The sequence below is a fragment of the Saccharomonospora azurea NA-128 genome, from assembly GCF_000231055.2.
Taxonomy (GTDB): domain Bacteria; phylum Actinomycetota; class Actinomycetes; order Mycobacteriales; family Pseudonocardiaceae; genus Saccharomonospora; species Saccharomonospora azurea.
The window spans coordinates 2101174-2127100 of the sequence record NZ_CM001466.1 but is presented as its reverse complement, the minus strand read 5'-3'; the positions used below and the strand labels follow the sequence as shown (position 1 = coordinate 2127100).

General features: G+C 70.7%; 24 protein-coding genes and 1 tRNA gene. 13 read left to right on the top strand and 12 right to left on the bottom strand.

Translation table 11 applies throughout. The features are described from left to right. Positions 1-33 precede the first annotated feature (33 nt). A complete protein-coding gene (locus tag SACAZDRAFT_RS09700) occupies positions 34-1716 on the top strand; it encodes a fatty acyl-AMP ligase (protein WP_005441063.1) in 1683 nt (560 codons plus the stop codon). Positions 1717-1732: 16 nt separating this feature from the next. On the opposite strand, the gene SACAZDRAFT_RS09695 is transcribed toward SACAZDRAFT_RS09700, so the two are convergent. From SACAZDRAFT_RS09695 to SACAZDRAFT_RS09660, 8 genes are all read right to left on the bottom strand, one after another. Continuing rightward, the gene (locus tag SACAZDRAFT_RS09695) at positions 1733-2077 is read right to left on the bottom strand and encodes a DivIVA domain-containing protein (protein ID WP_005441062.1); all 345 of its coding nucleotides are present in this window, start codon (positions 2075-2077) and stop codon (positions 1733-1735) included. Further along, positions 2077-2376, bottom strand: a complete 300-nt coding sequence (locus SACAZDRAFT_RS09690; RefSeq protein WP_005441060.1) for a DivIVA domain-containing protein — start codon at positions 2374-2376, stop codon at positions 2077-2079. Before SACAZDRAFT_RS09690 ends, SACAZDRAFT_RS09695 begins: the two co-directional genes overlap by 1 nt. Positions 2377-2534: 158 nt before the next feature. Then, a complete protein-coding gene (pth, locus tag SACAZDRAFT_RS09685; protein ID WP_040927727.1) occupies positions 2535-3134 on the bottom strand; it encodes an aminoacyl-tRNA hydrolase in 600 nt (199 codons plus the stop codon). 16 nt (positions 3135-3150) lie between these two features. Next, positions 3151-3771, bottom strand: coding sequence for a 50S ribosomal protein L25/general stress protein Ctc (locus SACAZDRAFT_RS09680; RefSeq protein WP_005441055.1), 621 nt, complete (start codon positions 3769-3771; stop codon positions 3151-3153). Between the two features lie 296 nt (positions 3772-4067). Next, entirely contained in the window at positions 4068-5048 is a 981-nt protein-coding gene (locus SACAZDRAFT_RS09675) for a ribose-phosphate diphosphokinase (protein WP_005441054.1), read from the bottom strand. Beyond that, positions 5045-6517: a bifunctional UDP-N-acetylglucosamine diphosphorylase/glucosamine-1-phosphate N-acetyltransferase GlmU gene (glmU, locus tag SACAZDRAFT_RS09670; protein ID WP_005441052.1), complete on the bottom strand. Its 1473-nt coding sequence runs from the start codon at positions 6515-6517 to the stop codon at positions 5045-5047. The genes SACAZDRAFT_RS09675 and glmU overlap by 4 nt, the downstream gene beginning before the upstream one ends. Before the next feature lie 47 nt (positions 6518-6564). After that, positions 6565-8337 (bottom strand): GGDEF domain-containing protein, encoded by a 1773-nt coding sequence (locus tag SACAZDRAFT_RS09665; protein WP_176662458.1) that lies wholly within the window; start codon positions 8335-8337, stop codon positions 6565-6567. Between the two features lie 98 nt (positions 8338-8435). Then, positions 8436-8507: transfer RNA gene (locus SACAZDRAFT_RS09660), tRNA-Gln, on the bottom strand. A 161-nt stretch (positions 8508-8668) separates the two neighbouring features. Here SACAZDRAFT_RS09660 and SACAZDRAFT_RS09655 point away from each other — a divergent pair. Beyond that, the gene (locus tag SACAZDRAFT_RS09655; protein ID WP_005441047.1) at positions 8669-9622 is read left to right on the top strand and encodes an acyl-CoA desaturase; all 954 of its coding nucleotides are present in this window, start codon (positions 8669-8671) and stop codon (positions 9620-9622) included. A gap of 144 nt (positions 9623-9766) precedes the next feature. Continuing rightward, entirely contained in the window at positions 9767-10366 is a 600-nt protein-coding gene (locus tag SACAZDRAFT_RS09650) for a TetR/AcrR family transcriptional regulator (RefSeq protein ID WP_005441046.1), read from the top strand. Positions 10367-10441: 75 nt separating this feature from the next. Here SACAZDRAFT_RS09650 and SACAZDRAFT_RS09645 read toward each other — a convergent pair whose 3' ends face one another. Next, positions 10442-11656 (bottom strand): PQQ-dependent sugar dehydrogenase, encoded by a 1215-nt coding sequence (locus SACAZDRAFT_RS09645; protein ID WP_232286395.1) that lies wholly within the window; start codon positions 11654-11656, stop codon positions 10442-10444. A gap of 127 nt (positions 11657-11783) precedes the next feature. On the opposite strand from SACAZDRAFT_RS09645, the gene mfd reads away from it, so the two are divergent. From mfd to SACAZDRAFT_RS09630, 3 genes are all read left to right on the top strand, one after another. After that, complete coding sequence (gene mfd, locus SACAZDRAFT_RS09640; RefSeq protein WP_005441042.1) at positions 11784-15386, top strand: transcription-repair coupling factor; 3603 nt, start codon at positions 11784-11786, stop codon at positions 15384-15386. Positions 15387-15454: 68 nt separating this feature from the next. Beyond that, positions 15455-16462 carry a hypothetical protein gene (locus SACAZDRAFT_RS09635; protein WP_005441036.1) on the top strand — a complete coding sequence of 336 codons (1008 nt, stop codon included), beginning with the start codon at positions 15455-15457 and terminating at the stop codon, positions 16460-16462. Then, positions 16459-17427, top strand: coding sequence for a MazG family protein (locus SACAZDRAFT_RS09630; RefSeq protein WP_005441034.1), 969 nt, complete (start codon positions 16459-16461; stop codon positions 17425-17427). The genes SACAZDRAFT_RS09635 and SACAZDRAFT_RS09630 overlap by 4 nt, the downstream gene beginning before the upstream one ends. Positions 17428-17433: 6 nt before the next feature. Here the strand turns inward: SACAZDRAFT_RS09630 and SACAZDRAFT_RS09625 are convergent, their stop codons facing one another. Then, entirely contained in the window at positions 17434-17847 is a 414-nt protein-coding gene (locus SACAZDRAFT_RS09625; RefSeq protein WP_050954256.1) for a tetratricopeptide repeat protein, read from the bottom strand. A gap of 72 nt (positions 17848-17919) precedes the next feature. Here SACAZDRAFT_RS09625 and SACAZDRAFT_RS09620 point away from each other — a divergent pair, with 72 nt between their 5' ends. From SACAZDRAFT_RS09620 to SACAZDRAFT_RS09590, 7 genes are all read left to right on the top strand, one after another. Then, positions 17920-18426, top strand: a complete 507-nt coding sequence (locus tag SACAZDRAFT_RS09620) for a hypothetical protein (protein WP_040927726.1) — start codon at positions 17920-17922, stop codon at positions 18424-18426. A gap of 194 nt (positions 18427-18620) precedes the next feature. After that, entirely contained in the window at positions 18621-19142 is a 522-nt protein-coding gene (locus SACAZDRAFT_RS09615; protein ID WP_037294571.1) for a VOC family protein, read from the top strand. 134 nt (positions 19143-19276) lie between these two features. Beyond that, positions 19277-20563 (top strand): phosphopyruvate hydratase, encoded by a 1287-nt coding sequence (eno, locus tag SACAZDRAFT_RS09610; protein ID WP_005441029.1) that lies wholly within the window; start codon positions 19277-19279, stop codon positions 20561-20563. A 5-nt stretch (positions 20564-20568) separates the two neighbouring features. Further along, positions 20569-21084 carry an FtsB family cell division protein gene (locus SACAZDRAFT_RS09605; protein WP_005441027.1) on the top strand — a complete coding sequence of 172 codons (516 nt, stop codon included), beginning with the start codon at positions 20569-20571 and terminating at the stop codon, positions 21082-21084. Further along, positions 21060-21587: a DUF501 domain-containing protein gene (locus tag SACAZDRAFT_RS09600; protein WP_005441025.1), complete on the top strand. Its 528-nt coding sequence runs from the start codon at positions 21060-21062 to the stop codon at positions 21585-21587. The genes SACAZDRAFT_RS09605 and SACAZDRAFT_RS09600 overlap by 25 nt, the downstream gene beginning before the upstream one ends. Before the next feature lie 112 nt (positions 21588-21699). Then, positions 21700-23226: a lytic transglycosylase domain-containing protein gene (locus tag SACAZDRAFT_RS09595; RefSeq protein WP_005441023.1), complete on the top strand. Its 1527-nt coding sequence runs from the start codon at positions 21700-21702 to the stop codon at positions 23224-23226. Between the two features lie 10 nt (positions 23227-23236). Continuing rightward, entirely contained in the window at positions 23237-24193 is a 957-nt protein-coding gene (locus SACAZDRAFT_RS09590) for a Ppx/GppA phosphatase family protein (RefSeq protein ID WP_005441021.1), read from the top strand. Between the two features lie 98 nt (positions 24194-24291). Here SACAZDRAFT_RS09590 and SACAZDRAFT_RS09585 read toward each other — a convergent pair whose 3' ends face one another. Beyond that, positions 24292-25128, bottom strand: a complete 837-nt coding sequence (locus tag SACAZDRAFT_RS09585; RefSeq protein ID WP_005441019.1) for a cytochrome c biogenesis CcdA family protein — start codon at positions 25126-25128, stop codon at positions 24292-24294. Next, complete coding sequence (locus SACAZDRAFT_RS09580; RefSeq protein ID WP_005441017.1) at positions 25121-25858, bottom strand: DsbA family protein; 738 nt, start codon at positions 25856-25858, stop codon at positions 25121-25123. The genes SACAZDRAFT_RS09585 and SACAZDRAFT_RS09580 overlap by 8 nt, the downstream gene beginning before the upstream one ends. Positions 25859-25927 lie beyond the last annotated feature (69 nt).

Genomic DNA, 25927 nt, shown 5'->3' with positions numbered 1-25927 from the left:
GGCGTGCGCCCGGGCACGGTTAGAGTGCTACTCATGAGCCGGTTCGTGGACACCATGGTCACCACCGCTAACGCGGGTGGCAGAGAACGCGGAATGGTCACCGGAGAACCCCGGGAACCCGTCCGGAGAACGTGGTTCGAGGTGCACCAGCGGGCTCGCCGTGTCGCCGGAGGGCTCGTCGAGGCGGGACTCGAACCGGGCGGAGCGGTCGCGGTGCTGGCCGGAGCTCCCGAACTCATCGCGCCCACCGTCCAGGGGGTGTGGCTCGCGGGTGGCAGTGTGACGATGCTGCATCAGCCCACCGCGCGCACCGACCTCGCGACGTGGGCGGAGGACACCCTCCGCGTGCTGCGGATGATCGGGTCGTCGCTGGTCGCGCTCGGTGAGCCGTTCGACGGCCTCGCGCCCGTCCTCGACGAACACGGCATCGCCTACCGCTCGATCAGCGACCTGCTCGACGCCGGTCCGCTGCCCGAACCCGTTCCGACGGGCGAGGACGCGTTGGCGCTCCTGCAGCTCACCAGCGGATCGACCGCCGACCCGAAGGCCGTGAAGATCACGCACGGCAACCTGTACTCGAACGTCACCGCGATGGTGCAGCGGGCCGAGTTCGACTTCGACACCGACGTGATGGTGTCGTGGCTTCCCCTCTTCCACGACATGGGCATGGTCGGCTTCCTGACCGTGCCGATGACGTTCGGCGTCGAGCTCGTCAAGATCACCCCGGTGGACTTCCTCACGGGTCCGCTCGTGTGGCCGGAGCTGATCAGCAAGTACCGGGGCACCACCACGGCGGCGCCGAACTTCGCGTACGCCATCGTGGGCCGCAGGCTCGCGAAGGTGGAGGACGACGACGCCTACGACCTGTCCTCGCTGCGCATCGCCCTCAACGGCGCCGAGCCGATCGACCCCACCGCCGTGCGCACCTTCACGGACGCGGGCGCGCGATTCGGCATGCCCGCCGAGTGTGTCTTCCCCGCGTACGGCCTCGCGGAGGCCACGCTCGCGGTGTCGTTCGCGCCGCTGTTCACGGGGCTGACCATCGACGTCGTCGAGGCGGACGCGCTGGAGGCCGACGACCGCGCGGTGGCGGTGCCGGAGGGCGATCCGCGGCGGGGTACCGACGAGGTCCGGCAGTTCGCCGTCCTCGGTCGTCCGCTGCCGGGGCTGGAGGCGCGGATCGTCGGAGACGGCGGTGCGGTGCGCGGTGAACGCGAGGTCGGGGAGATCCAGCTGCGCGGCGAGGCCGTGTCGCCCGGGTACCTGACCGTGGACGGCCCGCTCGACACGCGCGACGCCGACGGCTGGTTCCCCACCGGCGACATCGGCTACCTCGTCGACGGGCAGATCGTCATCTGCGGCCGGAAGAAGGACGTCATCATCCTCGGTGGCCGCAACGTGTATCCCACGGACATCGAGCGAGCGGCGAGTTCGGTGTCGGGAGTGCGGCCCGGCAACGCCGTGGCGGTGCGCATCGACGCCGGCACCCGCCGGGAACGGTTCGCCGTCGTCCTCGAATCCACTGTGGCCGGTGACGCCGACGCGGAGAACACGGTGGCGAAGGAGGTCGCGGCGCGGGTTCGGGACGCGGTGGACGCACGCCCCTACGCGGTCGTGGTGCTGCCGAAGGGAAGCCTGCCCAAGACCCCCTCGGGGAAGGTGAAGCGCGCCGCCACGGCGACGCAGTACCGCGAGCTCATCGACTCCCGAGCCTGAGCGGTCGGCCTTCCCCTCAGACCAGCTTGCGCCACAGGGGTGGACGGGCGTTGCTGTGGTCGAGCGCCGGAGCCAGGTAGGGCTTCGCCATCGTGGCGGACTCCCTGGCTCCGAGCGCCGACTCCACCAGTCGCAGGAACGCGTCCACCGCGGCGGGGTCGTAGCCGATCGTGCGGCGCGCGGGCGGGCACAGGGTGAACGCCACCTTGTGGACGTCGGCGGCCGTCACGGTGTCACGACCCTCCAAAGTAGCCGCCACCCGGTCGAGGAACGCGTCGACCTGCATCCGGTTGTAGCCGCGGGTTCCGAACGGTGCGGGAGGAAACCAGGCCCGGTCGACGTCGTCGGCGGTGAGCTTCATCAAGCTTCGTGGACCTCCACCGCGGCGGCGGCCCGCCCGAGCCCGCCGCTCGCCACGAGCTGTGCCTCCACGGCGTCGAGGAATTCGTCCACCTGCTGTTCGTCGTAGCCGCGCCGGCCCAGCAGCGGCCGTCCGAACCGGACGTGGTGAACCTCGGGTGCGGTGAGGTCGTCCCGTCCCGCCAACGTTTCCGCGATGCGCGTGACGAAGGCGTCGACCTCGGTCTTCGAATAGCCGCGGCGCCCGAACGGCGCGTTGGCGAACTCGATCTCGTGGATGTCTTCTGCGGTGAACGACATGGGACCTCTCTCGGACGTCGTCGCTGTGCGCAACGGCCTAGCCACGAGAAGTGGGTCCGGAAACCTGACCGAGGAGAGGATGACCCTGCCGGGTGGCGGTGAGCACCCGGTCGAGCGATGACAGGACGCGGGTCAGTGCGTCCGGTGTGGACGGCGGTTCAGCGGCTGTGGAACTCGTTCTGAGCGGCCGCCAGGCCCTTGCCGATCAGAGCCTCGACCGCGTCCGCACACAGGTCGATGTTCAACGCCAGCTCACGACGTTCCGTGGTGGAGAAGTCCCGCAGGACGTAGTCGGCGGGGTCCATGCGCCCCGGCGGGCGATCGATCCCGAAGCGCACGCGGTAGTAGTCCTGCGTACCCAACGACTTGGTGATCGAGCGCAGTCCATTGTGGCCACCCGCGCCACCGCCGAACTTGAGTCGGACGGAGCCGTAGGGCAGGTCCAGCTCGTCGTGGATCACGACGAGGCCCTCGGGTCCGATCTTGAAGAAGCGGGCGGTGCCCACGACCGGGCCGCCCGAGAGGTTCATGAAGGACCGCGGCTTGGCGAGCACGACCCGGCGCCCCGCGAGACGTCCCTCGCACACTTCCGCCCCGCTCTTGTGCGCCTTGAACCGGCCGCCGATCCGGTCGGCGAGTTCGTCGAGAACGAGGAAGCCGATGTTGTGCCGGTTGCCCTCGTAACGCGGTCCTGGATTGCCGAGACCGGCGAGCAGCACCTGCTCGCCGGTCCCAGGCAGATCGTGAGTCACGGTCATGTCCTCGCGGGAGAACTCACTCGGCTTCGGGCTTGTCCTCGACCACGCCGGCGCCCTCGACGTCCACCGACGCCTCCATGGCGGCCTCGCTCGGGGCCTCGACCACGGCCACGAGCAGCGCCTCGGGGTCGGTCACCAGCGTCACGCCCTCCGGCAGCGACAGGTCGCCGGCGGTGATCTGGGTGCCCGCCGGGGAGCCGGCGACCGACACCTCCAGTTCGTCGGGCAGCCGCAGCGCGTCAGCCTCCACCTGGACGGTGTCCTGCTCCTGCGTCATCAGGGTGCCGGGAGCGGGCTGGCCGGCCACGACGACCGGGACGTCGACGACCACCTTCTCGCCGCGCTTGACGGCGAGGAGGTCGACGTGCTCGATGTAGTTCTTGAGCGGGTGGAACGTCACGGCCTTCGTGAGCGCGAGCTGCGCGCCGTCGGAGCCCGCCACGTCCAGGGTGATGACCGCGTTCTGCCCGTTCTCGCGGATGACGCGCGCGAACTCGATCGCGGGCAGCGCCAGGTGCTGCGGGTCCACGCCGTGGCCGTAGAGCACCGCGGGGATCTTGCCGGCGCGACGCGTGCGGCGCGCAGCGCCCTTGCCGAACTCGGTGCGTGGTTCGACGGACAGACGTACCTCGGACACGGGGATGCTCCTCTTGCGGTGGAATCGAGACGTTGCTTGTGGCTGTCCGGCGGCGAGTCCACGACGTGCGCGCACGAAGGCCCTCAAGCCGCCGCGTCGATCACGTCGGGCGCCGGCGACCATTCGCGGCACCCACCTCGCCGAGACAACCGCTTCAGTCTAGGCCAACCCGAATCTCCTCTTGACAGCACCCGTCGGTCACTGTTTGTGAAACGGACAGACCGAAGGCCACCGCCCCGCGTGGGGCGATGGCCTTCGGGTGGAGCGGACTGCGGATCGGGCAGGATCAGGCAGGATCAGGCGCTGCCGTCGAAGAGGCTCGTCACGGAGCCGTCCTCGAAGACCTCCTGGATCGCGCGCGCGAGCAGCGGCGCGATCGAGAGCACCGTGAGGTTCGGGAAGCGCTTCTCCTCGGGGATCGGGAGCGTGTTGGTGACGACGACCTCCTTGACCGGCGCCTTGGCGAGGCGTTCGGTGGCCGGGTCGGACAGGATGCCGTGCGTCGAGGCGATCACGACCTCGCCGGCGCCCGCCTCCTTGAGCGCGTCGGCGGCCTTGGTGATCGTGCCACCGGTGTCGATCATGTCGTCGATCAGCACGCACAGCCTGCCCTTGACGTCGCCGACGACGCGGTTGGCCACGGCCTGGTTGGGCTTGTCGGGGTCGCGGGTCTTGTGGATGAACGCGATCGGCCGGTCACCGAGCTGCTGCGCCCACTTCTCCGCCAGGCGCACGCGACCCGAGTCCGGGGACACGACGGCGATGTTCTGGTCGCCGTAGTGTTCGAGGATGTACTGCGCGAGGACGTTCTGTCCGTGCAGGTGATCCACCGGGCCGTCGAAGAAGCCCTGGATCTGTGCCGTGTGCAGGTCGACCGTCAGGATGCGGTCGGCGCCCGCGGTCTTGAACAGGTCGGCGACGAGCCTCGCCGAGATCGGCTCGCGGCCCTTGTGCTTCTTGTCCTGCCGCGAGTACGGGTAGAACGGCACGATCGCGGTGATGCGCTTCGCGCTGCCGCGCTTGAGCGCGTCCACCATGATGAGCTGCTCCATGATCCACTCGTTGATCGGTGGAGAGAAGCTCTGGAGGACGAACGCGTCCGTGCCGCGGACGGACTCCTCGAAGCGGACGTAGATCTCGCCGTTGGCGAAACTGTGCAGCGTCTGCGGGGTGATCGTCACATTGAGGTGCTTGGCGACCTCTTCGGCGAGTTCGACGTGCGAACGACCGGAGAAGAGCATGAGGTTCTTCTTCGGTGTGCCGGATTTCGGGCTCATTCTGGCGACTCCCCGTCGTTTTCGGTTTCCTGCTGTGCGGCGAGCGCCTTCTCCGCTGCCTCCGCCGCGGGTGTGCCGGGCCTGCGCCGGACCACCCAGCTCTCGATGTTGCGCTGCGGTGCTCCCGAGACCGCCAGCGCGCCGGGAGGAACGTTGCGTCGGATCACCGTTCCAGCCCCACTGTAGGCGCCGTCTCCCACGGTGACCGGCGCGATGAACATCGTGTCCGAGCCCGTGCGCACGTGTGAGCCGACCACCGTGTGGTGCTTCTGCACACCGTCGTAGTTGACGAACACGCTCGACGCACCGATGTTGCTGTGCTCGCCGATGGTCGCGTCGCCGACGTAGGTGAGGTGCGGCACCTTGGAGCCGCGGCCGATGTCGGCCTTCTTCGTCTCGACGAACGTGCCGATCTTGCCCTGGTCGCCGAGCTTGGTGCCGGGCCGCAGGTACGCGAACGGACCCACCTGCGCGCCGTCGCCGATGACCGCGCCGGAGCCGTGCGTCCGCACGACCTGCGCGCCGACGCCCACGGTGACGTCGACCAGCGTCGTGTCGGGACCCACCTCGGTGCCTTCGCCGATCGTGGTGTGACCGTGGAGCTGCACGTTGGGCCGCAACACGACGTCGCGGGCGAGCTGCACGTCCGCGTCGAGCCACGTGGTGGCCGGGTCGATCACCGTGACGCCGGTGCGCTGCCAGCGCTCGACCAGCCGCCGGTTCAGCTCCGCGCCGAGAGCCGACAGCTGCACCCGGTCGTTGACGCCCTCGGTGAGCCACGGATCGGCCACGGCGAGCGCCCCCACACCGCGGCCGTCGCCGCGCGCGATGCCGAGCACGTCGGTCAGGTACAGCTCGCCCTGGGCGTTGTCGGTCGACAGCCGGGACAACGCGTCCACGAGCACCGCTCCGTCGAAGGCGTAGACCCCCGAGTTGATCTCGGTGATCGCGCGCTGGGCCTCGTCGGCGTCCTTGTGCTCGACGATGCCGGTGACCTCGCCCGCGTCGTCGCGCACGATGCGCCCGTAGCCGGTGGGGTCGTCGACGATCGCGGTCAGCACCGTGACCGCGTTGCCGCGCTCCTGGTGCTCCGCCAGCAGGCTCGTCAACGTCTCGGTGTCCAGCAGCGGAACGTCCCCGTAGGTGACCAGGACGGTGCCCGCGGCCGCCGCCGGCACCGCGTCGAGCGCGCACGACACGGCGTGCCCGGTGCCCTTCTGGCTCTCCTGCACGGCGCTCGTGACGGCGCGACCCAGGACGGTCTTCAGGTGGGAGAGATGCCGACCGACGGCCTCGCGGCCGTGACCCACGACCACGACGAGTTCGTCGGGATCGAGCCCCGCCGCGGCTCGCACCGCGTGTTCGATCAACGGACGCCCCGCGATCGGGTGGAGAACCTTCGGGAGACTGGATCTCATACGGGTGCCCTCACCCGCGGCGAGAATGACGGTGCTCAGCGGGCCGGTCACGGTGCTCCTCGGAAGAATTTCGAAGGGATGTCCGACGGCCCACGATCCTACGGGTGCGCCCCGGCCGCCGCCGTGGGGTCGGTCCCCTGGGAGTGGGTGGCGCCACGTTGGCCGACGGGCTCGGGCCGCGCGAAGTCCGGTCCGTCGCCGTCGGAGGCTCCGGAGGCGATCTGGTTGCCGCCACGGCGCTTCGCCTGGTACATCGCGGCGTCGGCGCGGGAGAGCACCTCCTCGGCGCTCTCCTGGGTACGCAGGCACACCAGCCCCACCGACAGCGTGACGCCGTGGGAGAGGTGCCGGGGAAGCGAGGCCACCGCCTTCACCGCGCGGGTGAGCGCCTGGGTCGCCGCGGGCTTCGCGGCTCCCGGGAGCAGCACGATGAACTCGTCGCCGCCGTAACGGGCCACGATGTCGTCGGCTCGCAACGCGTCGCGCAGCGTGCTGGCCACCACGCGCAGCACCGCGTCGCCCTCGGCGTGCGAGTGCTGGTCGTTCACGTCCTTGAACCCGTCGAGGTCCACCAACGCCACCGACAGCGGGTCCGACGCCGTGGAGGTGGCGAGCGTGCGCAGGCGCTCGTCCAGCGCCCTGCGGTTGGGAAGGCCGGTCAGCGGATCCTGCATGGCCTGCTGTGTGATCGCCCCGTGCTCAGCGGACAGGCGCTCGTGCTCGCGGCGCGTGTTGAGCGTCGCGATCCGCGACTCGCGCAGTGACCAGAGCTCGGCCTCCAGCTCCGCGGCGTACTCCAGGAGCAACTGGGGCGCCGACTCCGTGATGTCCGGCGATCCGGTGTGCTCGGTGCCGTCCGGGTCGCCGGTGGTCCGCTCCGCCTTGAGCCCGCCGCTGAGCACCGTGAGCTCGCGGAGCAGGTTCAGCCGCATCGACGGCCGCGACGCGGACTCGGTTTCGATGTGGTGTGCCTCCAGCAGGGTCCGCATCGCCTCGTCCTCGCGGCCGTCGGCGGCGAGGCAGCGGCCCAGCGCGATGGTCACCAGCGACCTCTCGTGCGGGTAGCCTCGCTCGAGGGCGAGCCTGCGGAGCCGCTCGATGTGCGCCGCGGTGGGTGCGGCCAGGGCCAGCGACGCCGCCAGCACGCCCACCTGGTCGACGGCCGGGACGTCGGGCCGGCGGGGGAACAGCGACTCGGCGAAGGGCGCCTCCACCGCGATCGCGATCGACGCGGCCGTGCGGAACTTCTCGCCCGCCTCCTCCACGCGACCGACGCGTTCCAGGCGAAGTCCCCACCCGAGCAGCATCTTCACGCGGTTCAGCAGCTGGAGCGTGATCTCGTGCGGCCCCGCGCTGTCGCGGATGGCCTGGTGGGCGCGGGCGATGACCTCCTCCGCCGCCTCGTAGACGCCCAGCTGGTTCAGCACGATCCAGCAGTCGTTGAGTGCCGAGGACAGCATGCGGTCCCACGCGCGCCTGCCGAAGTGGACCTCCGGTGCGGGCAGGTCGTCGAGCAGCGCGAGCGCCCGGGCGATCTCGGTGAGCGCGGCGTCCTCCTGCTCGTTGAGCACCAGCAGCCTGCCCCGCAGCGCGTGCGCGTCGGCCCGCAGCAACGCGAGGCCGTGCCGTCTGGTGTGGGTGAGCATCTCGTCGAGCAACGGCTCCGCCTCGGCGGCGGCACCGCGGATCACGAGGCGGGCGAGTCCGGAGGCCCGCAGCAACTGGGCCACCAGCATCGGTTCACCCCGGCGCCGGGTCTCTTCGAGGAGCTCGTCGAGAAGGGCGGTGACACGACACTGTTCGGCGGGATCCGTGCGCTGTACAGCGGCGATCAGCTCGCGGGCGCGGCCCAGTACCCATGCGTCGGACATGTCCCCCAACGCCGGGTGACGCTCGCCGGCCACGTCGTCCTCGTGCAGCGCCCCAACCCCCTTCAGGCATCTCCTGGCACGTCAGGAGCCACCTTCTGCTCCGCCGCCAGGACTCGAACCTGGACTGTCAGAACCAAAATCTGAAGTGCTGCCAATTACACTACGGCGGATTGCGCCTGGTCAGGATAGCTACTTCGGAATCGGGTACTTACCGAGGGGCGGTTCGGTGGGGGTTTGGGCTCTCCACAGCCAAGGAAACCTCCTGTAGCGTAACTTACGGCAACGTAGGTAAGGGCGACCTTGCCGACCCTCGTGGAAAGAAGTGAAGCGCATGACGGCCACCCTCGACGAATCCGCGGCGAAGCCCGCGCGAGGACCCAAACCGATACTCGACGGCAAGCGCGGACCGGGTGTGCAGTTCGCGGTGTACTTCGGTGTCATCGCGCCGTTGGTCGCTCTTGCCGCGGCTGTGCCCTTCGCCTGGGGCTGGGGCCTGACGTGGGTCGACGTGGGCCTGTTCGTCTTCTTCTACGCCTTCACGGGGCTCGGGATCACCGTGTCGTTCCACCGGCACTTCACCCACGGCTCGTTCAAGGCCAAGCCGTGGCTGCGAGTGGTCATGGCCATCGCGGGCAGCATGGCGTTGCAGGGCCCGGTCATCACGTGGGTCGCCGACCACCGGCGTCACCACGCGTTCTCCGACAAGGAGGGTGACCCGCACTCGCCGTGGCTGTTCGGCACCACGCCGCTCGCCATCGCCAAGGGCTTCTGGCACGCCCACATGGGCTGGTTGTTCGATCGCGACGTCAGCAACGCCGAGCGGTTCGCCCCCGACCTGCTCAAGGACAAGGCGATCGTGCGCGTCGACAAGCTGTTCGGTCTGTGGACGGCGCTAAGCTTCGTGCTCCCCGCCCTGCTCGGTGGTCTCATCACGTGGTCGTGGTGGGGTGCGTTGACCGCGTTCTTCTGGGCCGGTCTGGTGCGGGCGTGCGTGCTCCACCACGTGACCTGGTCGGTGAACTCGATCTGCCACATGATCGGTGAGCGGCCCTTCGCCGCGCGCGACCGGTCGGCGAACTTCTGGCCGCTGGCGATCTTCTCGTTCGGCGAGTCGTGGCACAACCTGCACCACGCCGACCCGACCTCGGCGCGGCACGGTGTCAAGCGCGGTCAGATCGACATCTCCGCACGGATGATCTGGATCTTCGAGAAGCTCGGCTGGGCGTACAACGTGCGCTGGCCGACGCCCGCCCGGTTGCAGAAGCTCTCGGCGGCGAACAGGTAGCACTCCCGCGTCCGCGGACGCGCCCCGTCCTCCTGAGCCGTCTCGCGGCCACCGGGCTAGGCTGCCTCGGTGGCCGCGAGACGACGAGCGAAACGGGACGTGGTCACCGGGTCCGGCTCGGATCGCCCGGTGACGCGCGTACGCATGACCGGCGCCGAGCGCCGGCAACAACTGCTCGACGTGGCGCGGTCCCTCTTCGCCGAGAAGGGGTTCGACGGCACGTCCGTCGAGGAGATCGCCCAGCGGGCTCACGTGTCGAAGCCGGTGGTGTACGAGCACTTCGGCGGCAAGGAAGGCATCTACGCGGTCGTGGTCGACCGCGAGACCCGGCTGCTGCTCGACCGCATGGTGTCGACCCTGCACGGCGGCCATCCCCGGGAGTTGCTCGAACAGGCCGCGGTGGCGCTGCTGGACTACGTCGAGGACTGCCACGACGGCTTCCGCATCCTCGTGCGCGACTCGCCGGTGGCGAGCTCCACCGGAACGTTCTCCACTCTGCTGAACGACATCGCGAGCCAGGTGGAGTACGTCCTCGCGCAGGAGTTCGACGCCCGTGGTTACGACGACAAGCTCGCCCCGCTGTACGCGCAGGCGTTGGTCGGCATGGTGGCGTTGACGGGGCAGTGGTGGCTCGACGCCCGCAAACCCAAGCGCGACGAGGTGGCCGCCCACCTCGTGAACCTGGCCTGGAACGGGCTGTCCAATCTCGAACACAAGCCGAGGCTCCGACTCAGGCGTTCCTGAGCCCCTACCCGCGTGTCCGCGCTCTGCGCACGCGTGTCCGCACTTCCCGCACGCGTGTTCGCACTTCCCGCACGCCTAGCCGCGGTGTGGCGTCACCCGGAGTACGGAGTCGTCCTGCCCGTCGGACGTCGTGACGTACAGGGAGCCGTCCGGCGCCGACCGCACGGCGCGCAACCGGCCGAATCCCTCGTCGAACTCCGGCGGCAACACGACCTCGGTCACCTTCTCCCCGGCGTCGTCGAACGCGAACAGCAGCAGCTTCTGCCCGCGCAACGCGCCCACGGCGAGTGCCCCGTTGAGCGGTCCCCACTGCGCACCGGACAGGAACGCCGCTCCCGACGGCGCCTCGGTGGACGACTCGCCCGAGGTCCACAGCGGAGGCACCGCGTCGGGGAACCGCTGCAGGTCGGTCATGGGAACGTCCTCGTCGTACTCCTCGGTGTTCGTGCCGCCGCGCGAGGGGTCCCAGCCGTAGTTGCGCCCGGGTCGGATGCGGTTGACCTCGTCGAAGCCGGTCGGTCCGTGTTCGGAGTTGAAGACCTGGCTGGTCCCGGGCCGGACGGCCACGCCCTGCACGTTGCGGTGGCCGTACGTGTAGACCCGTCGTTCGTCGGCGTTCCGCGAGGAGGCGAACGGGTTGTCGCGCGGGCCCTGTCCCGTGTCGAGGTCGACGCGCAGCACCTTGCCGCCGAGACTGGTGCGGTCCTGCGGGATCGTCGGATCGCTCGCCGCGTCGCCGGTGCCGACCAGCAGGCTGTCGTCGCCCATGAGGGTGGGACGGCAGCCGGAGTGCCTGCCGCTGTCGTTGGCGGGCAGTCCGGTGACGAGGTCGCGTACGTGCGTGGCGCTGCGGGCGTCCTCCGACAACCGCCAGGTGACCAGCCGGACGTCGGACGTCGCGCCACGCCGGTGGTTCTGACAGGTGGTGAACAGCCGCGACGATGCGAAGTCGGGGTGCACCACCAGTCCCATGAGGCCGCCCTCGCCCTGTGCGTGCACCGTCGAGAGGTCGGCGGCCACCGCGTGCGTGCCCTCGTCGTCCACCAGCACGATCCGCCCGGGACGTTCCGTGACGAGCAGTGCGCCGTCGGGCAGGAAGCCGACGTCCCACGGGTGTTGCAGGCCCTCGGCGACCGCGTCGACCCGCAGGGTCATCCCGCCCGGTGCGCGCCGTGACGTGGTGGGTTCCCCGGGGGCACCGCGGTCCAGATCGTCTCCACACGCTGTGAGAACCGTGCCGAGAACAGTGAGCAGGACGAACCACGTGAGGCGAGGAGCTCGGGCGCGCATGGGCTCAGTGTGCCCCGGTGCAGGTGCGGTCGCTGCTCGAACGAACCCGTACTCTGGAAGGACGAAGCCCCGTGTCCCCCGTCGCTCGGGCAGGGGTGTGTCTCGTGTTGAGGGGAAGAACGCGTCCGTGACCGAATCGCCCACCGGCTCGTCGTCCGGATCACTCACCGGGTTGCTGTCCGCACTGCTGTCCGACCCCGCCGTCCGCGGTGTCGTGGACCGTGCGGGCGCGCCGTTGCTGGACCTCGACGGGCCCGCCGCCGTTCACCAGATCGTGGTGGCCGCGCTCGCCGCCGACGAGGGTGCGGGCCGTCCCGTGCTGGCCGTGACGCCCACGGGTCGTCAGGCGGACGAACTGACCGCCGCTCTCGTCAGCCTGCTCGGCCGGGATGCGGTCGCCGACTTCCCGTCGTGGGAGACGCTGCCGCACGAACGGCTTTCGCCGCGGGCCGACACCGTCGGCAAGCGGCTGGAGGTGTTGCGACGGCTGGCGCACCCGGATGACGGGGGCCTGCGCGTGGTCGTGGCTACGGTGCGAAGCCTGATCCAGCCCATGGCGCCCGGACTCGGTGAGCTGCACCCCGTCGAGCTCCGCGTGGGGGAGGAGAGCGACTTCGAGAACGTGCTGGAACGGCTCGTCGAGCTCGCCTACACCCGCGTCGACATGGTGGAGAAGCGCGGCGAGTTCGCCGTCCGCGGTGGCATTCTCGACGTGTTCGGCCCGACGGCGGAGCATCCTCACCGCATCGAGTTCTGGGGCGACGAGGTCAGCGAGATTCGGGCCTTCGCGGTGTCCGACCAGCGGTCGCTGCCGGGCGAGGTCTCCGAGGTGATCGCACCGCCGTGCCGGGAGGTCCTGCTGACCCCGGAGGTCAAGGAGCGGGCGGCCGAACTGGCCCGCACGCACGAGTCGGACACGCAGCTCGCGGAGATGCTCGGCAAGCTCGCCGACGGTATCCCGTGCGAGGGCATGGAGGCGCTCATCCCGGTGCTGTGCGAGGGCGAGCTCCAGCTGCTCACCGACGCCGTTCCGGAGGGCGCCCACGTGGTGCTGACCGACCCGGAGAAGATCCGCGCCAGGGCGGCCGACCTCGTGCGCACCGGCCAGGAGTTCCTGGAGGCGTCGTGGATGACGGCCGCCGACGGCGGTGGGGCGCCGATCGATCTCGGCGCCTCGGCCTACCGCGACCTCGACGAGGTGCGCACGCACGCGACGGACACGGGTCGCTGCTGGTGGACGCTCTCGCAGCTGACCAGTGAGGACGACGTCCACCACGTGGCGATCGAGGCCGCGCCCGCGTACCGGGGCGAGCTCGATCGCGTGGCCACCGACCTGCGGGCCCACACGGCCGCGGGCGGCGCCGCCGTGGTGGTGGTCGCGGGAGCGGGCACGGCGAGGCGTGCCGTCGACCAGCTGTCCGGCGTCGACGTGCCCGCGGCACTGGCCGCCGACGGGCTGGCCGCCGAACCGAAGCCCGGCGTGGTGACGGTGACCTGCGGCGGGGTGTCCGACGGCTTCGTCGTGCCCGGCAGCGCTCTGGTGGTGCTCAGCGAGGCCGACATCACCGGGCGCGGCGCGACCGCAGGCCGGGCCAAGGTCGACCTGAACACCAAGATGCCGTCGCGGCGGCGCAACGCCGTCGACCCGCTCGCGTTGAAGTCGGGCGACTACGTGGTGCACGAGCAGCACGGCATCGGCCGGTTCGTCGAGATGGTGCGGCGCACGGTCGGCGGCGCCACGCGCGAGTACCTGGTGCTGGAGTACGCGCCGTCGAAGCGCGGACACCCCGGCGACCGGCTGTTCGTGCCGACCGACCAGGTCGACGAGGTGACCCGCTACGTCGGTGGCGAGGTGCCGACGCTGAACAAGCTCGGCGGGTCCGACTGGAGCAAGACCAAGGCGAAGGCCCGCAAGGCGGTCAAGGAGATCGCCGCCGAACTCGTGCAGCTCTACGCCGCCCGCCAGGCCGCGCCCGGCCACGCGTTCGCCCAGGACACACCGTGGCAGCGGGAGCTGGAGGACGCGTTCCCGTTCACCGAGACCGCCGACCAGCTGGCCGCGATCGACGAGGTCAAGCGCGACATGGAACGCGGTGTGCCCATGGACCGGGTCATCTGCGGCGACGTCGGCTACGGCAAGACCGAGATCGCGGTGCGCGCGGCGTTCAAGGCGGTGCAGGACGGCAAGCAGGTCGTCGTCCTGGTCCCCACCACGCTGCTCGCCCAGCAGCACCTGACGACCTTCACCGAGCGGATGCGCTCGTTCCCCGTGACGATCAAGGGCCTGTCGCGGTTCACCGATCCGTCCGAGGCCGAGCAGGTGATCAACGGGCTGGCCGACGGCGAGATCGACATCGTGATCGGGACGCACCGGCTCCTGCAGTCGACCGTCCGCTACAAGGACTTGGGCCTCGTGATCGTCGACGAGGAGCAGCGGTTCGGTGTCGAGCACAAGGAACACATCAAGGCGTTGCGCACCCACGTCGACGTGCTGACGATGTCGGCGACGCCGATCCCGCGCACGTTGGAGATGAGCATGGCGGGCATCCGCGAGATGTCCACCATCCTGACGCCGCCCGAGGACCGGCACCCGATCCTCACCTACGTCGGCGCGTACGACGACAAGCAGGTGGCGGCGGCCATCCGCAGGGAGCTGCTGCGCGACGGCCAGGTTTTCTACGTGCACAACAAGGTGTCGTCCATCGAGAAGGCCGCGCGCCACATCCGGGAGCTCGTGCCCGAGGCCCGCGTGGTGACCGCGCACGGCCAGATGAACGAGCACCGGCTCGAACAGATCATCCAGGGGTTCTGGGAACGCGAGTACGACGTGCTCGTGTGCACCACGATCGTCGAGACCGGGCTGGACATCTCGAACGCGAACACGTTGATCGTGGAGCGCGGCGACCTGCTGGGGCTCGCGCAGCTGCACCAGTTGCGGGGCCGGGTCGGGCGTGGCCGCGAGCGCGGTTACGCGTACTTCCTGTACCCGCCGGACAAGCCGTTGACCGAGACCGCGCACGACCGGCTCGCGACCATCGCCCAGAACACCGAGCTCGGCGCGGGCATGGCCGTGGCGATGAAGGACCTGGAGATCCGCGGCGCGGGCAACATCCTGGGCGCGGAGCAGTCGGGCCACATCGCGGGAGTCGGGTTCGACCTGTACGTGCGGCTCGTGGGCGAGGCGGTGGACGTCTTCCGCAAGCACGCGGGAGCCGACGGTGTCGGCGAGGAGGAGGCCGCTCCGGCCGAGGTCCGCGTGGACCTGCCGGTGGACGCGCACATCCCGCACGACTACGTGCCGGGCGAGCGGTTGCGGCTGGAGGCGTACCGCAAGATCGCGGCGGCGGCCGACACGGCGGAGCTCGACGCGGTGCGGGAGGAGCTCGTCGACCGTTACGGGCAGCCGCCCGAGCCGGTGGACCGACTGCTCGCCGTGGCGGCGTTCCGGCAGGTGTGCCGCGACGCGGGCGTCACCGAGGTGACCGTGCAGGGCAAGAACCTCCGCTTCGCGCCGATGGAACTCGCGGACTCGCAGCTCGTGCGCCTGCGGCGGCTGTACCCGAAGGCGGTGTTCAAGGCCGCCACCAAGACGGTGTCGGTGCCTCGGCCCACCGAGGGACCCGCGGGCGGGCGTATCGGAGCGCCGGTGTTGCGCGACGAGGCCCTGCTCGACTGGTGCGCCTCGTTCATCCGGTCGTTGACGAAGCAGCCGGCCGCGGTCGGGGCGTAGGCGGGCCGGACACGCAGACTGATCACAGTCTTGCGGTCCCGTGCGGGGTGTGTGAGAAAGTACGCGCTGTGATTCGGACCATCCGCCGCCACCACAGCCACCGCCGCCGCTCCAGCCACTCCGGACCGTTCCGCCGCTCCGCCGGGCTCGTTCTGACCCTCGCCGCCGCACTCGCGCTCACGGCGTGCGGGTCGGGTCCGAGCACGACCAACGCCGCGGCCGTCATCGGTGATCGCACGATCGCGCTCGACGACGTGCAGGACGAGATCCAGTGGTTGCTCGACAACGCGCCGCAGGCCCAGCAGGCACAGCAGCAGCGCAGTGTCGGCCAGATCAGCCGGGAGATCGTGCGCAGCCGCGTCGTGCACGAGCTGCTCGCCATCGCCGAGCGCCGGGAGAACCTGCGCGTCGACGAGGACAAGGTCGACGCGCTGATCGACGCCACCGGCGGCATGGACGCGGCGGCGCGCAACATCGCCGTGGAGCCGTCGCGGGTGCGCGAGGTGGCGCGCGACCAGGTGCTGCTGGAGGAGCTCGGCAGGGTGGCGCAGGACCGGGTGACGGTCCGCTTCGTCGGTGCGATGGTCACCGAGTCGAGCGTCGAGGCCACCGACTCGGAGACCGCGCGTGAGCTGGGCCGGCGCATCGCCGCCGACCCCGGCAACGTGGAGACGATCGTGCGGGAGTCGGGTCACCAGGTGATCGACCAGCGGGTGTCGCTGGCCGACGCGGTGGTTCAGGATCCCGAGCTCGCGATCAGCGCGGTGTTCGGCGCCGAGGAGGGCTCGGTCATCGTGATCCAGCCGAGCCAGCAGCAGGTCGGTTGGCTCGTCGCTCTGATCGAGGAGCGCACCGTGCAGCCGGGCGACGAGCAGCAGCAGGCACGGCAGGCGCAGCAGGTGAACCCGCAGCTGCTGTACTGGGTCGGCCTGCGACAGCTCCAGCCGATCGCCGACGAGCTCGGCGTGGAGATCAACCCCCGCTTCGGCGTCTGGGACAGCGCGGGCCTCGCTCCGGCACCGACCGAGGACGAGGTGTCCGGCTACCAGTGGGAGTCCCGTACTGTGCAGCCATGACGTCGTATCCGACCGCGGCGGCGACGGTGGTGCTGGTGTCGCCCGCGATGCCGGAGGTTCTGCCCGCGGCGGCGTGGCCCGCACTGCGGGCCGCCGAGGCGGTCTACGCCGCCGCGGACCTGCCCGAGGCCACCCGGAGCGCACTCGACGCCAAGGCGGCACCGCATCCCGAGGTGCTCGCGCGCATTCCACGGGTGGTGCTCGTGGCTCTGAGCACCGACGACGCCGGGGCCGCGGAGCTCGTGCGCCGCGGGGCGGCGGTCGTCGAGACACCCGTTCCGTCCCTGGTGCGCGCGGTCGAGGTCATGGACCGTCTGCGTTCCCCGGGCGGCTGCCCGTGGGACGCCGCGCAGACGCACGAGTCGCTGCTCCAGTACCTGGTGGAGGAGACCTACGAGCTGCTCGACGCCATCGAGCAGGGCGACCGGTCCGCCATGCGGGAGGAACTGGGCGACGTCCTGCTCCAGGTGCTGTTCCACGCGCGGGTGGCCGCCGAGCACGGCGCCGACCCGTTCGACATCGACGTGGTCGCCGACGAACTCGTCGGCAAGCTCGTCAACCGGCACCCGCACATCTTCACCGGCGGCGAGACGGTGCACACCCCGGAACACCAGCAGCAACGCTGGGAGCAGCTCAAGCAGGCGGAGAAGCAGCGCGACTCCATCGTCGACGGGATCGCCCTGGGCCAGCCGGCGACGGCGCTCGCGGGCAAGCTCGGCCAGCGCACCGGGCGCCGCGAACTGCCGTTCGACCTGTTCCCGGCCGGGGGTGACGAGGGCTCGAAGCTCTTCCGCATCGCCGCCGCCGCGCGGCGGGCGGGAGTGGACCCCGAGGGTGCGTTGCGCACGGCGGCGAAGGACTTCGCGGAGAAGGTCCGCGCGGCCGAACTCGCGGCGCGGCGCCACGGCGTGGACCCCACGCGGCTCGACGCCGACGGCTGGCGCCGGTTCTGGCCGCGGGGCTGACCCCGACTAGTCCTTCCGACTCAGCGCCACCCGCGCCGAGACCTGCCCCAGCGCGTCCTGGTACTCGGGTGTCGGGTTCATCGCGGTGGCGATGCGAAGCTGCGCCAGAGCCTCCACCCACCGGCCGAGTCGCTGCAGCGTCCTGCCGAGCACCAGCCGTGCGTAGTGGTCGGTCGGGTCGAGTTCCACGACCCGGGTGAGCGCGCGTTCGGCCCGGTTGAGCTGCGCCGAATGGAAGTACGCGCGGCCCGCGAGCAGTTGCACGCTGGGCTTGTCGGCGTCGGATTCGAGCAGTGGGCGCAACGCGTCGAGCGCTTCGAGCGGGCGCCGACGCACCAGCTCCTCGGCCCGGCGGAACGCCGCCAGCCGTTCGTGCCCGGAAACCCCGGGCCGGTGTGGTGAGCGTGTCTCGTCAGCCATCGTCTCGACGGTACCGCGCAGGCGGATGCCGTCCACCCTCGTCGAGCGTCTCGAATCGGTCTTGAAGAGGAGGTGGCCGACGCCTTCGCCGAGGTGAAAGCCGCTCTCGTGGCCTCCCGTCTCGACCGCACGATGGTCGAGGACGGCGACCCCGATGACTTCCTCGCGCTGCTCGCACCCAGCGCGCGGGACTGGGCCGACGAGCAGTTCACCGGTGAAGTGTGGCCGTTCGCCGTGGCCACCCGGATCGATCCCTCGGTGTCGCTGCTGCCGGTGGAACCGAAGGTGAAGGGCTCGATGCCGGCCGAAGCGGGTGCCGAGGCCGACGAGCTCGTCGTTCGGACGCGCTACACCTTCGCCTACGCGTTCGACGCGGACCCGGACGAGGTGGTGGCGCCGCTGGACATCGTGGCCGCCTACCGGGTCGACACGGAGTTCGCGGTGCGCCGGGGCGTGGGCTGGTACGAGCGTGACCGGGACTGTCCCTGGAGGCCGCCGACGTCCTGGCCTACTCGATCGCGTGCGGCCCTCTCGACGGACACGGTCTGCTCTCGCCCGCGTACACAGAGCGAGCACTGACCGGTGCGCCCGACACCCGACGGCCGCCGGAGTACTTCGATCCCGACCGCGAGATCGCCGGGACACCCGACACGTGCGGCGGCGCTCGGCCGGTCGATTCCGGGCCGTCCGGACGCTGAGGCGCCCGCCACAAGCAGCTCGAATCCGGCGGGGTGGTGAACGGGGGAAACCTCGATGTGGTGGACTTGCACGTCATGAGCGACGAAGTCCCGAGGTACCTCGGCCTCGCGCCGTACCTGTACTACACCGACGCGACCGAGGCCGTGGAGTGGTTGACGCGGGTATTCGGGTTCCGTGAGCGGGTGCGCTACATCGACGCCACGGGGGAGGTCTTCCAGGCCACCCTGCTGGCGGGTGAGGCGGAGGTGCAGGTCACCGCCGTCGACTCGACCTACTGGGAGTCCAAGGGAGTCGACGGGCCGGTCGGCCAGCTCAACGTCGTGTACGTGGACGACGTCGACGCCCAGTACGAGCGGGTGCGCGAGGCGGTGGGGGAGTCGGTCGAGCTGACCACGCCCCAGGACCAGCCGTACGGCGCGCGCCTGTTCACGGTGCAGGACGTCGGCGGCAACAGCTGGACCTTCTGGCAGCACATCTCCGACATCGTGGACCTGCCCGTCGGCTGGCAGGAGATCCGCGCCGACGAGAACGGTGAGGCCGGCACGGGTGAACCCGCGCTCGGCGAGGCAGTACGGAACGACTCGGACCTGGGGTGACGCCCGGGCGGGCGTCGCCCTCGCACGGTGTCCGCACCGTGGACGACTAGTCTGAAGCCGTCGACCGCGCCCGGACGGGTGTGGTCAGGTCCGCGACAGCCCAGCAGTGGCGACAACCGGATGAGGAGCTGAGTGTGGCGGTTATCGAGCAGGTAGGCGCGCGCGAGATCCTGGACTCGCGCGGCAACCCCACGGTCGAGGTCGAGGTGGCCCTCGACGACGGCACGCTGGCGAGGGCGGCGGTTCCCTCGGGCGCGTCGACCGGTGAGCACGAGGCTGTGGAGCTGCGGGACGGTGACCCCAAGCGCTACAACGGCAAGGGTGTCGAGCGCGCGGTCGCGGCCGTGTGCGACGAGGTCGGTCCCGGCCTCGTGGGTGTGGACGCTGTCGAACAGCGCGTCGTCGACCAGCGCCTGCTCGACCTGGACGGCACGCCGGACAAGAGCAGGCTCGGCGCCAACGCCATCCTGGGCGTCTCGCTTGCCGTGGCGAAGGCCGCGGCCGAGTCCGCCGAGCTGGAGCTGTTCCGCTACCTCGGCGGGCCGAACGCGCACGTGCTTCCCGTGCCGATGATGAACATCCTGAACGGCGGTGCGCACGCCGACACCGACGTCGACATCCAGGAGTTCATGATCGCGCCGATCGGCGCCGAGTCGTTCCGCGAGGCTCTGCGGTGGGGCACCGAGGTCTACCACGCGCTGAAGTCGGTGCTGAAGAGCAAGGGTCTGGCCACGGGCCTCGGTGACGAGGGCGGGTTCGCCCCGAGCCTGCCCAACAACCGGGAGGCGCTCGACCTCATCGTCACCGCGATCGAGAAGGCCGGCTACCGCCCGGGTCAGGACATCGCGCTGGCGCTCGACGTGGCGGCCACGGAGTTCTTCTCCGACGGCGCCTACCAGTTCGAGGGCACCCAGCGCAGCGCCGCCGACATGTCCGCGTACTACACCGAGCTGGTCGACGCGTACCCGCTGGTGTCGATCGAGGACCCGCTCTCGGAGGACGACTGGGACGGCTGGGTGCAGCTGACCTCCGACCTCGGCTCGCGGGTTCAGCTCGTGGGTGACGACCTCTTCGTCACCAACCCCGACCGGCTGGAGGAGGGCATCTCCCGCGGCGCCGGCAACGCCCTGCTGGTCAAGGTCAACCAGATCGGCACCCTGTCCGAGACGCTCGACGCCGTGCAGCTCGCGACGTCCTGCGGCTACAAGTCGATGATGAGCCACCGCTCCGGCGAGACCGAGGACACCACCATCGCCGACCTGGCCGTGGCCACGGGCGTGGGCCAGATCAAGACGGGTGCGCCCGCGCGCAGCGAGCGCGTGGCGAAGTACAACCAGCTCCTGCGCATCGAGGAGGCGCTGGCCGACGCTGCCCGCTACGCGGGTGACCTCGCCTTCCCGAGGTTCAACCCGGAGGGCTGAGCGGCGTGGCCGAGCGCGGCAGACCGCGGAGCAGGCGCGGCGGGGGAAAGGAGGCTCGCTCCGTCCCCCGCCGTCCTGGTCGTGTGGGCAGGGAACGCCGGGTCGCGCGGCTGCGGCGACTCGGTGCCGTCCGCATGGCCGACGCCGCCAAGGCGCTCGGGCTGTCCACCACACGGCGGGCCGCGCTCGTGGCCATCGTGGTGTGTGCGCTCGCGTTCACGATCGCCGTCCCGCTGCGCACCTACCTGTCGCAGCGTGCGGACGTGGCCGCGCACGAACGCGAGGTCGAGCGGCTGGAGGCGGAGGTCGACGGCCTCGAGAAGCGGCGTGACGAGTTGCGGGATCCCGCGCAGGTGGAGGCGGAGGCACGGCGCAGGCTGCGGTACGTGATGCCGGGCGAGACGCCGTACATCGTGCAGTTCCCCGAGGATCGCGCGCAGTCGGGCGCCGGTGCCGACGACGGCCCGACCGAGCCGGAACCCTGGTACGAGATGGTGTGGAACAGCGTGACGGAGAGGTGAGTCCGATCGAGTTCGAGCCGGTGACCGAGGCCGACCGCGAGGTCATCAGGCAGCAGTTGGGCAGGCCGCCTCGCGCGTTGCGTGCCGTCGCGGCCCGGTGCCCCAGCGGCCATCCGTCCGTGGTGCAGACCAACCCGCGCCTGGAGGACGGGACTCCCTTCCCGACGCTCTACTACCTGACCTGCGCGACGTTGACGTCGATGGTGGGTCGGCTGGAGGCGTCCGGGATCATGCGCGAGATGACGGACCGGCTCGCCGAGGACGCCGACCTCGCCGAGGCGTACCGGCAGGCGCACGAGTCGTATCTCGCGCAGCGCGACGCCATCGAACCCTTGGGCCATCAGGTGACGGCCGGAGGCATGCCGACGCGCGTGAAGTGCCTGCATGTCCACCTCGCACACACGCTCGCGTGTGGTATTGGTGTGAACCCGTTCGGCGACGAGACGCTCCGCCTGTTGCGCGAGGACGGGTGGCCACTCGGTGATTGTGCGCAACCGCGTTAGTCCTTCCGGGGTAATCCGAGTTTGATTCGCTCCCGAGGGGGTGAAACCACCGGAGAGTTTGCGGCAGGCTGTGCCCCGCAACGACTCGTGCGGTCGCGGGAGGGGTTCGATCTTGGGTGCTCGCGGTGGAAGAGGCGCGTCCGCGCGTTCCGGGATCGGCCGCAAGGCCACCATCGCGGTGCTCAGTGGGTCTCTCGCGATTCTTCCGGTGCTCGTCGTCAGCGACAGCACAGCCCGCTGGTGGGGCCTCCCGGAGCGGGACAGCACGTCGTCGCCGCTGGAGGGGGGCAGGCCGAACGCGCTGGGCCGGGTTTCGGTCGACGGCAGTCTGCCCGACTCCGTGACTCCCGAGGAGCTGAGCCTGTACGACGAGCCCGCGGAAGGGACTCTCGGCATTCCCCACTCGGCACTCGACGCGTACCGCCGCGCGGCGACTCAGGTTGCGGCCGAACATCCGGGCTGCAACATCGACTGGGCGTTGCTCGCGAGTATCGGGCGGATCGAGTCCAACCACGCGTCCGGCGGGTACGTCGACTCGGCCGGCGACACGCTGGAAGCGATCCTCGGCCCGGTGCTCGACGGCCAGGGCGACGTCGCGGCGATCCCGGACACGGACGGCGGCCGTTACGACGGGGACACGACGTGGGACCGCGCCGTCGGCCCGATGCAGTTCATCCCGTCGACGTGGGCCCACTACGCCGCCGACGGCAACGGCGACGGCGTCACCGACCCCAACAACATCCACGACGCGGCCGTCGCGGCGGGCCGGTACCTGTGCTCCGGTGGTGTCGACCTGTCGGACTCGGAACAGCTGCGCGCCGCCGTCTACCGCTACAACAACTCGTGGGCGTACGTCGACACCGTGATCCGCTGGGCCAAGGCCTACCGCAACGGTGTGACGACCCTGCCCGACAGCGACCTGCCGTCGGCGGTGCCCGAAACCCTGCTCGCGCACGGGGCGGGCCAAGGGCACGACGGCTCGTTCGGTGCTCACCCGCCGTCGGGTGGAGCGGAGCCGACGCCACCACCGGGATCCACCGACCCCGCGCCCGACAAGCCCGGGACACCGGGCGAGTCCGAGGACGCCGACCCGAAGCCGACCGACCCCAAGCCGACGGAGCCGTCGGACCCGACGGACCCGCCTGCCACGGACCCGACCGACCCGACCGACCCGAGCGACCCGAGCGACCCGAGCGACCCGAGCGACCCGAGCGACCCGAGCGACCCGAGCGACCCGAGCGACCCGAGCGACCCGAGCGACCCGACCGATCCGGGGCCCACGGATCCGGAGGAGCCGACCGACCCGCCGGACCCCACGGATCCACCGACGACCGAACCCGAGCCGGACCCCGGCGAGTGCGATCCGGATGACGGCGAGGAGTCGGAGACCGGCACACCGACCACCACGCCGACCCCGACGCCGACTGCTGTCGGCACCACGGACACCACGACCGCGTCGTCCACGTCGTCCGAGTCGTCCATGCCCGGGGACTCCGACCCGACGGACCCCGACGAGCCCACCGACCCACCGTGCGAGGACGACGACACGGGCGACGGGAAGGACGACGGCACGGGCGAGGGCGAATCCGCCCCGGAGCAGACGTCGGCCACGAGGGAATCGGGCGCGGGCGAGGACTAGGGTTGGCCGCATGCCACGGGTAGCTGCCATCGACTGCGGGACCAACTCCATTCGTCTGCTCGTCGCCGAGCTGACACACCGGCACGACGGAAGCGTCGACCTCCGGGATCTGCACCGCGAGATGCGGATCGTGCGGCTCGGTCAGGGCGTCGACGCCACCGGCAGGCTCGCACCCGAGGCGCTGGAGCGGACCCGTGAAGCCCTGCAGGCGTACGCGATCGCGGCGCGGCGCAAGGGTGTCGAGCGGCTGCGCATGGTGGCGACGTCCGCGACGCGCGACGCGAGCAATCGGGACGAGTTCTTCTCGATGACGCGCGACCTGCTCGGCAGCGAGGCCGAGGTCATCAGCGGCGACGAGGAGGCGCGGCTGTCGTTCGCGGGCGCGGTGGGCGAGCAGGACTCCGAGGACGGTCCGTTCCTCGTCGTCGACGTCGGGGGCGGCTCCACCGAGCTCGTGCTGGGTGCCTGGGACGGCCGGGAGGCGGACGTGTGGGCGGCCCGTTCGGTCGACATCGGGTGTGTGCGGCTCACCGAGCGCACCCTGCACTCGGACCCGCCCACGGCCGAGGAGATCGCCGAGGCGCGGGAGCTGGTGGCGCGCACGTTGGAGCCCGCGTTCGAGGCGGTGGACGTGTCGAAGGCGAGCCGGTGGATCGGCGTCGCGGGCACCGTGACCACCCTGTCGGCGCTCGCGCAGAAGCTTCCCGAGTACGACTCCGAGCGCACGCACCTGTCGACCATCGCGCGCACGGACCTGGACACCGTGGTCGACGAGGTGCTCGCCTCCGACCGCGACACGCGTGCGGCGAACCCCGTGATCCATCCGGGCCGGGTGGACGTCATCGGCGGCGGCGGCCTGATCGTGCGCACCCTGGCGGAGGAGATCGCCCGGCGCGGCGGCCCGGCCGACCCCCTGGTCGTGAGCGAGCACGACATCCTCGACGGCATCGCGCTCTCCCTCGCCTGACGGTGCCGCCGCGCTGACGGCGGCACCGTGTCCGCGAGCTACGCACGCGTGTCCGCACTTCCCGCACGCGTGTCCGCACTTCCCGCACAGCGGTCCCGCTACCGGCGACTGTGTTGTCGTTTCCGGTTCCGCACCAGTCGAAGGACCAGCACGAGAAGCGCGGCGAGGGCGATCCACAGCAGAACGGTCGCGTCGGACACTGTGGCGGCGACGTCCCGCAGCCATACCTGCAGTGAGAACTGGGCGTCGACGCCGGTGAGGCCGCCGAGGTTGGCGGTGCCCTCGGTGAGCAGGAACAACAGTCCGACGCCGATGAACAGCAACCCGGACACGAGGCTGGTCGTGTGGGTGGTGAGCGGTCCGATTCGGACCGGACGTCCCCGTAGCCAGCTGTTCGCGCCGATGTCGAAGCGATCCCAGACCAACGCCAGGACGAACAACGGTGCCGCCATGCCGAGCGCGTAGAGCGCCATGAGCACCCCGCCGTACGCCGGGTCGCCGCCGGCCGCGGACACGGTGAGCACACTGCCCAGCAGCGGGCCCGAGCAGAAGCCGGCCAGCGCGTAGACGGTGCCCAGTGCGAACACCGAGGCGCCCGACGAGATGCGGATGCGGGCGGTAGCCCGTTGCGCGGCCGCCGAGCCGAAGCCGAGGCCGAGGATCATCGCGATGCCGAGCAGCACGAGGACGATCCCGCCCACCATGGTGGCGATCCCGCGGTAGCGCGTGAGCAGGGCACCGATCGCGCCCACGCCCGCGCCGAGCGGCACCAGCACGGCGAGCAGGCCCGCGTAGAACACCGCCGTACGTCGTGCCAGTGTCCCGACGCGCTCGAACGCGTAGGCGAAGAACGAGGGCAGCAGCAACGCCGAGCACGGGCTGAGCAGGCTCAGCACACCTCCGAGGAAGGCTCCGAGGAGTCCGATCTCAATCATGGGCGGCGTCGGCGGCGGCGTCGATGACGGACGTGAACGTGTCGAGCGGCTGGGCGCCGAGGACGGGTTGTCCGTTGACGACGAAGGTCGGGGTGCTGGACACCCCCACGCCGGTGCCTTCCCGGATGTCGGTCTCGATCGCGGCGTCGAAGCGGTCGGAGTTCATGTCCTTGGTGAAGCGGTCGAGGTCGTCGACACCGGCTTCGCGGGCGAAGTCGCGCAGCGCGTCGGCGGTGAGGTCGGGGTGTCCACGGTCCGGGGCGGCAGCGTAGACGGCTTCGGTGAATTCCCAGAAGCGGCCCTGCTCAGCCGCGGCGCGCCCAGCCCTGGCGGCCAGCAACGACTGCTCCCCGAAGATGGGCAGGTCTCGCCATTCCATCCGCAGCACACCGGCGTCGATGTAGCGGTCGATGAGGGACGGGGCGATGTCCCGGCTGAACTTCGCGCAGAACGGGCAGCGGTAGTCCTCGTACATGACCATGGTCACCGGTGCGTCCGTGGCGCCGAGCGCCATGGGATCGCCGGTTTCCCGCCGCGGCAGGTCGGCCAGCGGACTGGAGCCGGTCTCGGCGCTCGACGTCTGCTGTGGGCCCGGCTCCGTGCCAGCCTTCGCGTCCTCACCCGACCGTGAGGTGGCCAGGTAGATGATCAGCCCCAGTGCTACCAGGACCAGAACGGCCACGAGGACACCGTCGCGCTTGGACGTGTCCCGCCGCGTTGGTGCGGTCATCGGCTCTCCCATTCCACTCGCTCTGATTTACTATGTAGCATAGTAAATCAGAGGGGGATCGAGAGCGGA

Coding starts and splice junctions, on each gene's coding strand:
- SACAZDRAFT_RS09700 (WP_005441063.1), top strand. CDS start 34: ATGAGCCGGTTCGTGGACACCATGGTCACCACCGCTAACGCGGGTGGC.
- SACAZDRAFT_RS09695 (WP_005441062.1), bottom strand. CDS start 2,077: ATGAAGCTCACCGCCGACGACGTCGACCGGGCCTGGTTTCCTCCCGCA.
- SACAZDRAFT_RS09690 (WP_005441060.1), bottom strand. CDS start 2,376: ATGTCGTTCACCGCAGAAGACATCCACGAGATCGAGTTCGCCAACGCG.
- pth (WP_040927727.1), bottom strand. CDS start 3,134: ATGACCGTGACTCACGATCTGCCTGGGACCGGCGAGCAGGTGCTGCTC.
- SACAZDRAFT_RS09675 (WP_005441054.1), bottom strand. CDS start 5,048: ATGAGCCCGAAATCCGGCACACCGAAGAAGAACCTCATGCTCTTCTCC.
- SACAZDRAFT_RS09665 (WP_176662458.1), bottom strand. CDS start 8,337: ATGTCCGACGCATGGGTACTGGGCCGCGCCCGCGAGCTGATCGCCGCT.
- SACAZDRAFT_RS09655 (WP_005441047.1), top strand. CDS start 8,669: ATGACGGCCACCCTCGACGAATCCGCGGCGAAGCCCGCGCGAGGACCC.
- SACAZDRAFT_RS09650 (WP_005441046.1), top strand. CDS start 9,767: ATGACCGGCGCCGAGCGCCGGCAACAACTGCTCGACGTGGCGCGGTCC.
- SACAZDRAFT_RS09645 (WP_232286395.1), bottom strand. CDS start 11,656: ATGCGCGCCCGAGCTCCTCGCCTCACGTGGTTCGTCCTGCTCACTGTT.
- SACAZDRAFT_RS09630 (WP_005441034.1), top strand. CDS start 16,459: ATGACGTCGTATCCGACCGCGGCGGCGACGGTGGTGCTGGTGTCGCCC.
- SACAZDRAFT_RS09625 (WP_050954256.1), bottom strand. CDS start 17,847: ATGGCTGACGAGACACGCTCACCACACCGGCCCGGGGTTTCCGGGCAC.
- SACAZDRAFT_RS09615 (WP_037294571.1), top strand. CDS start 18,621: ATGAGCGACGAAGTCCCGAGGTACCTCGGCCTCGCGCCGTACCTGTAC.
- SACAZDRAFT_RS09590 (WP_005441021.1), top strand. CDS start 23,237: ATGCCACGGGTAGCTGCCATCGACTGCGGGACCAACTCCATTCGTCTG.
- SACAZDRAFT_RS09585 (WP_005441019.1), bottom strand. CDS start 25,128: ATGATTGAGATCGGACTCCTCGGAGCCTTCCTCGGAGGTGTGCTGAGC.
- SACAZDRAFT_RS09580 (WP_005441017.1), bottom strand. CDS start 25,858: ATGACCGCACCAACGCGGCGGGACACGTCCAAGCGCGACGGTGTCCTC.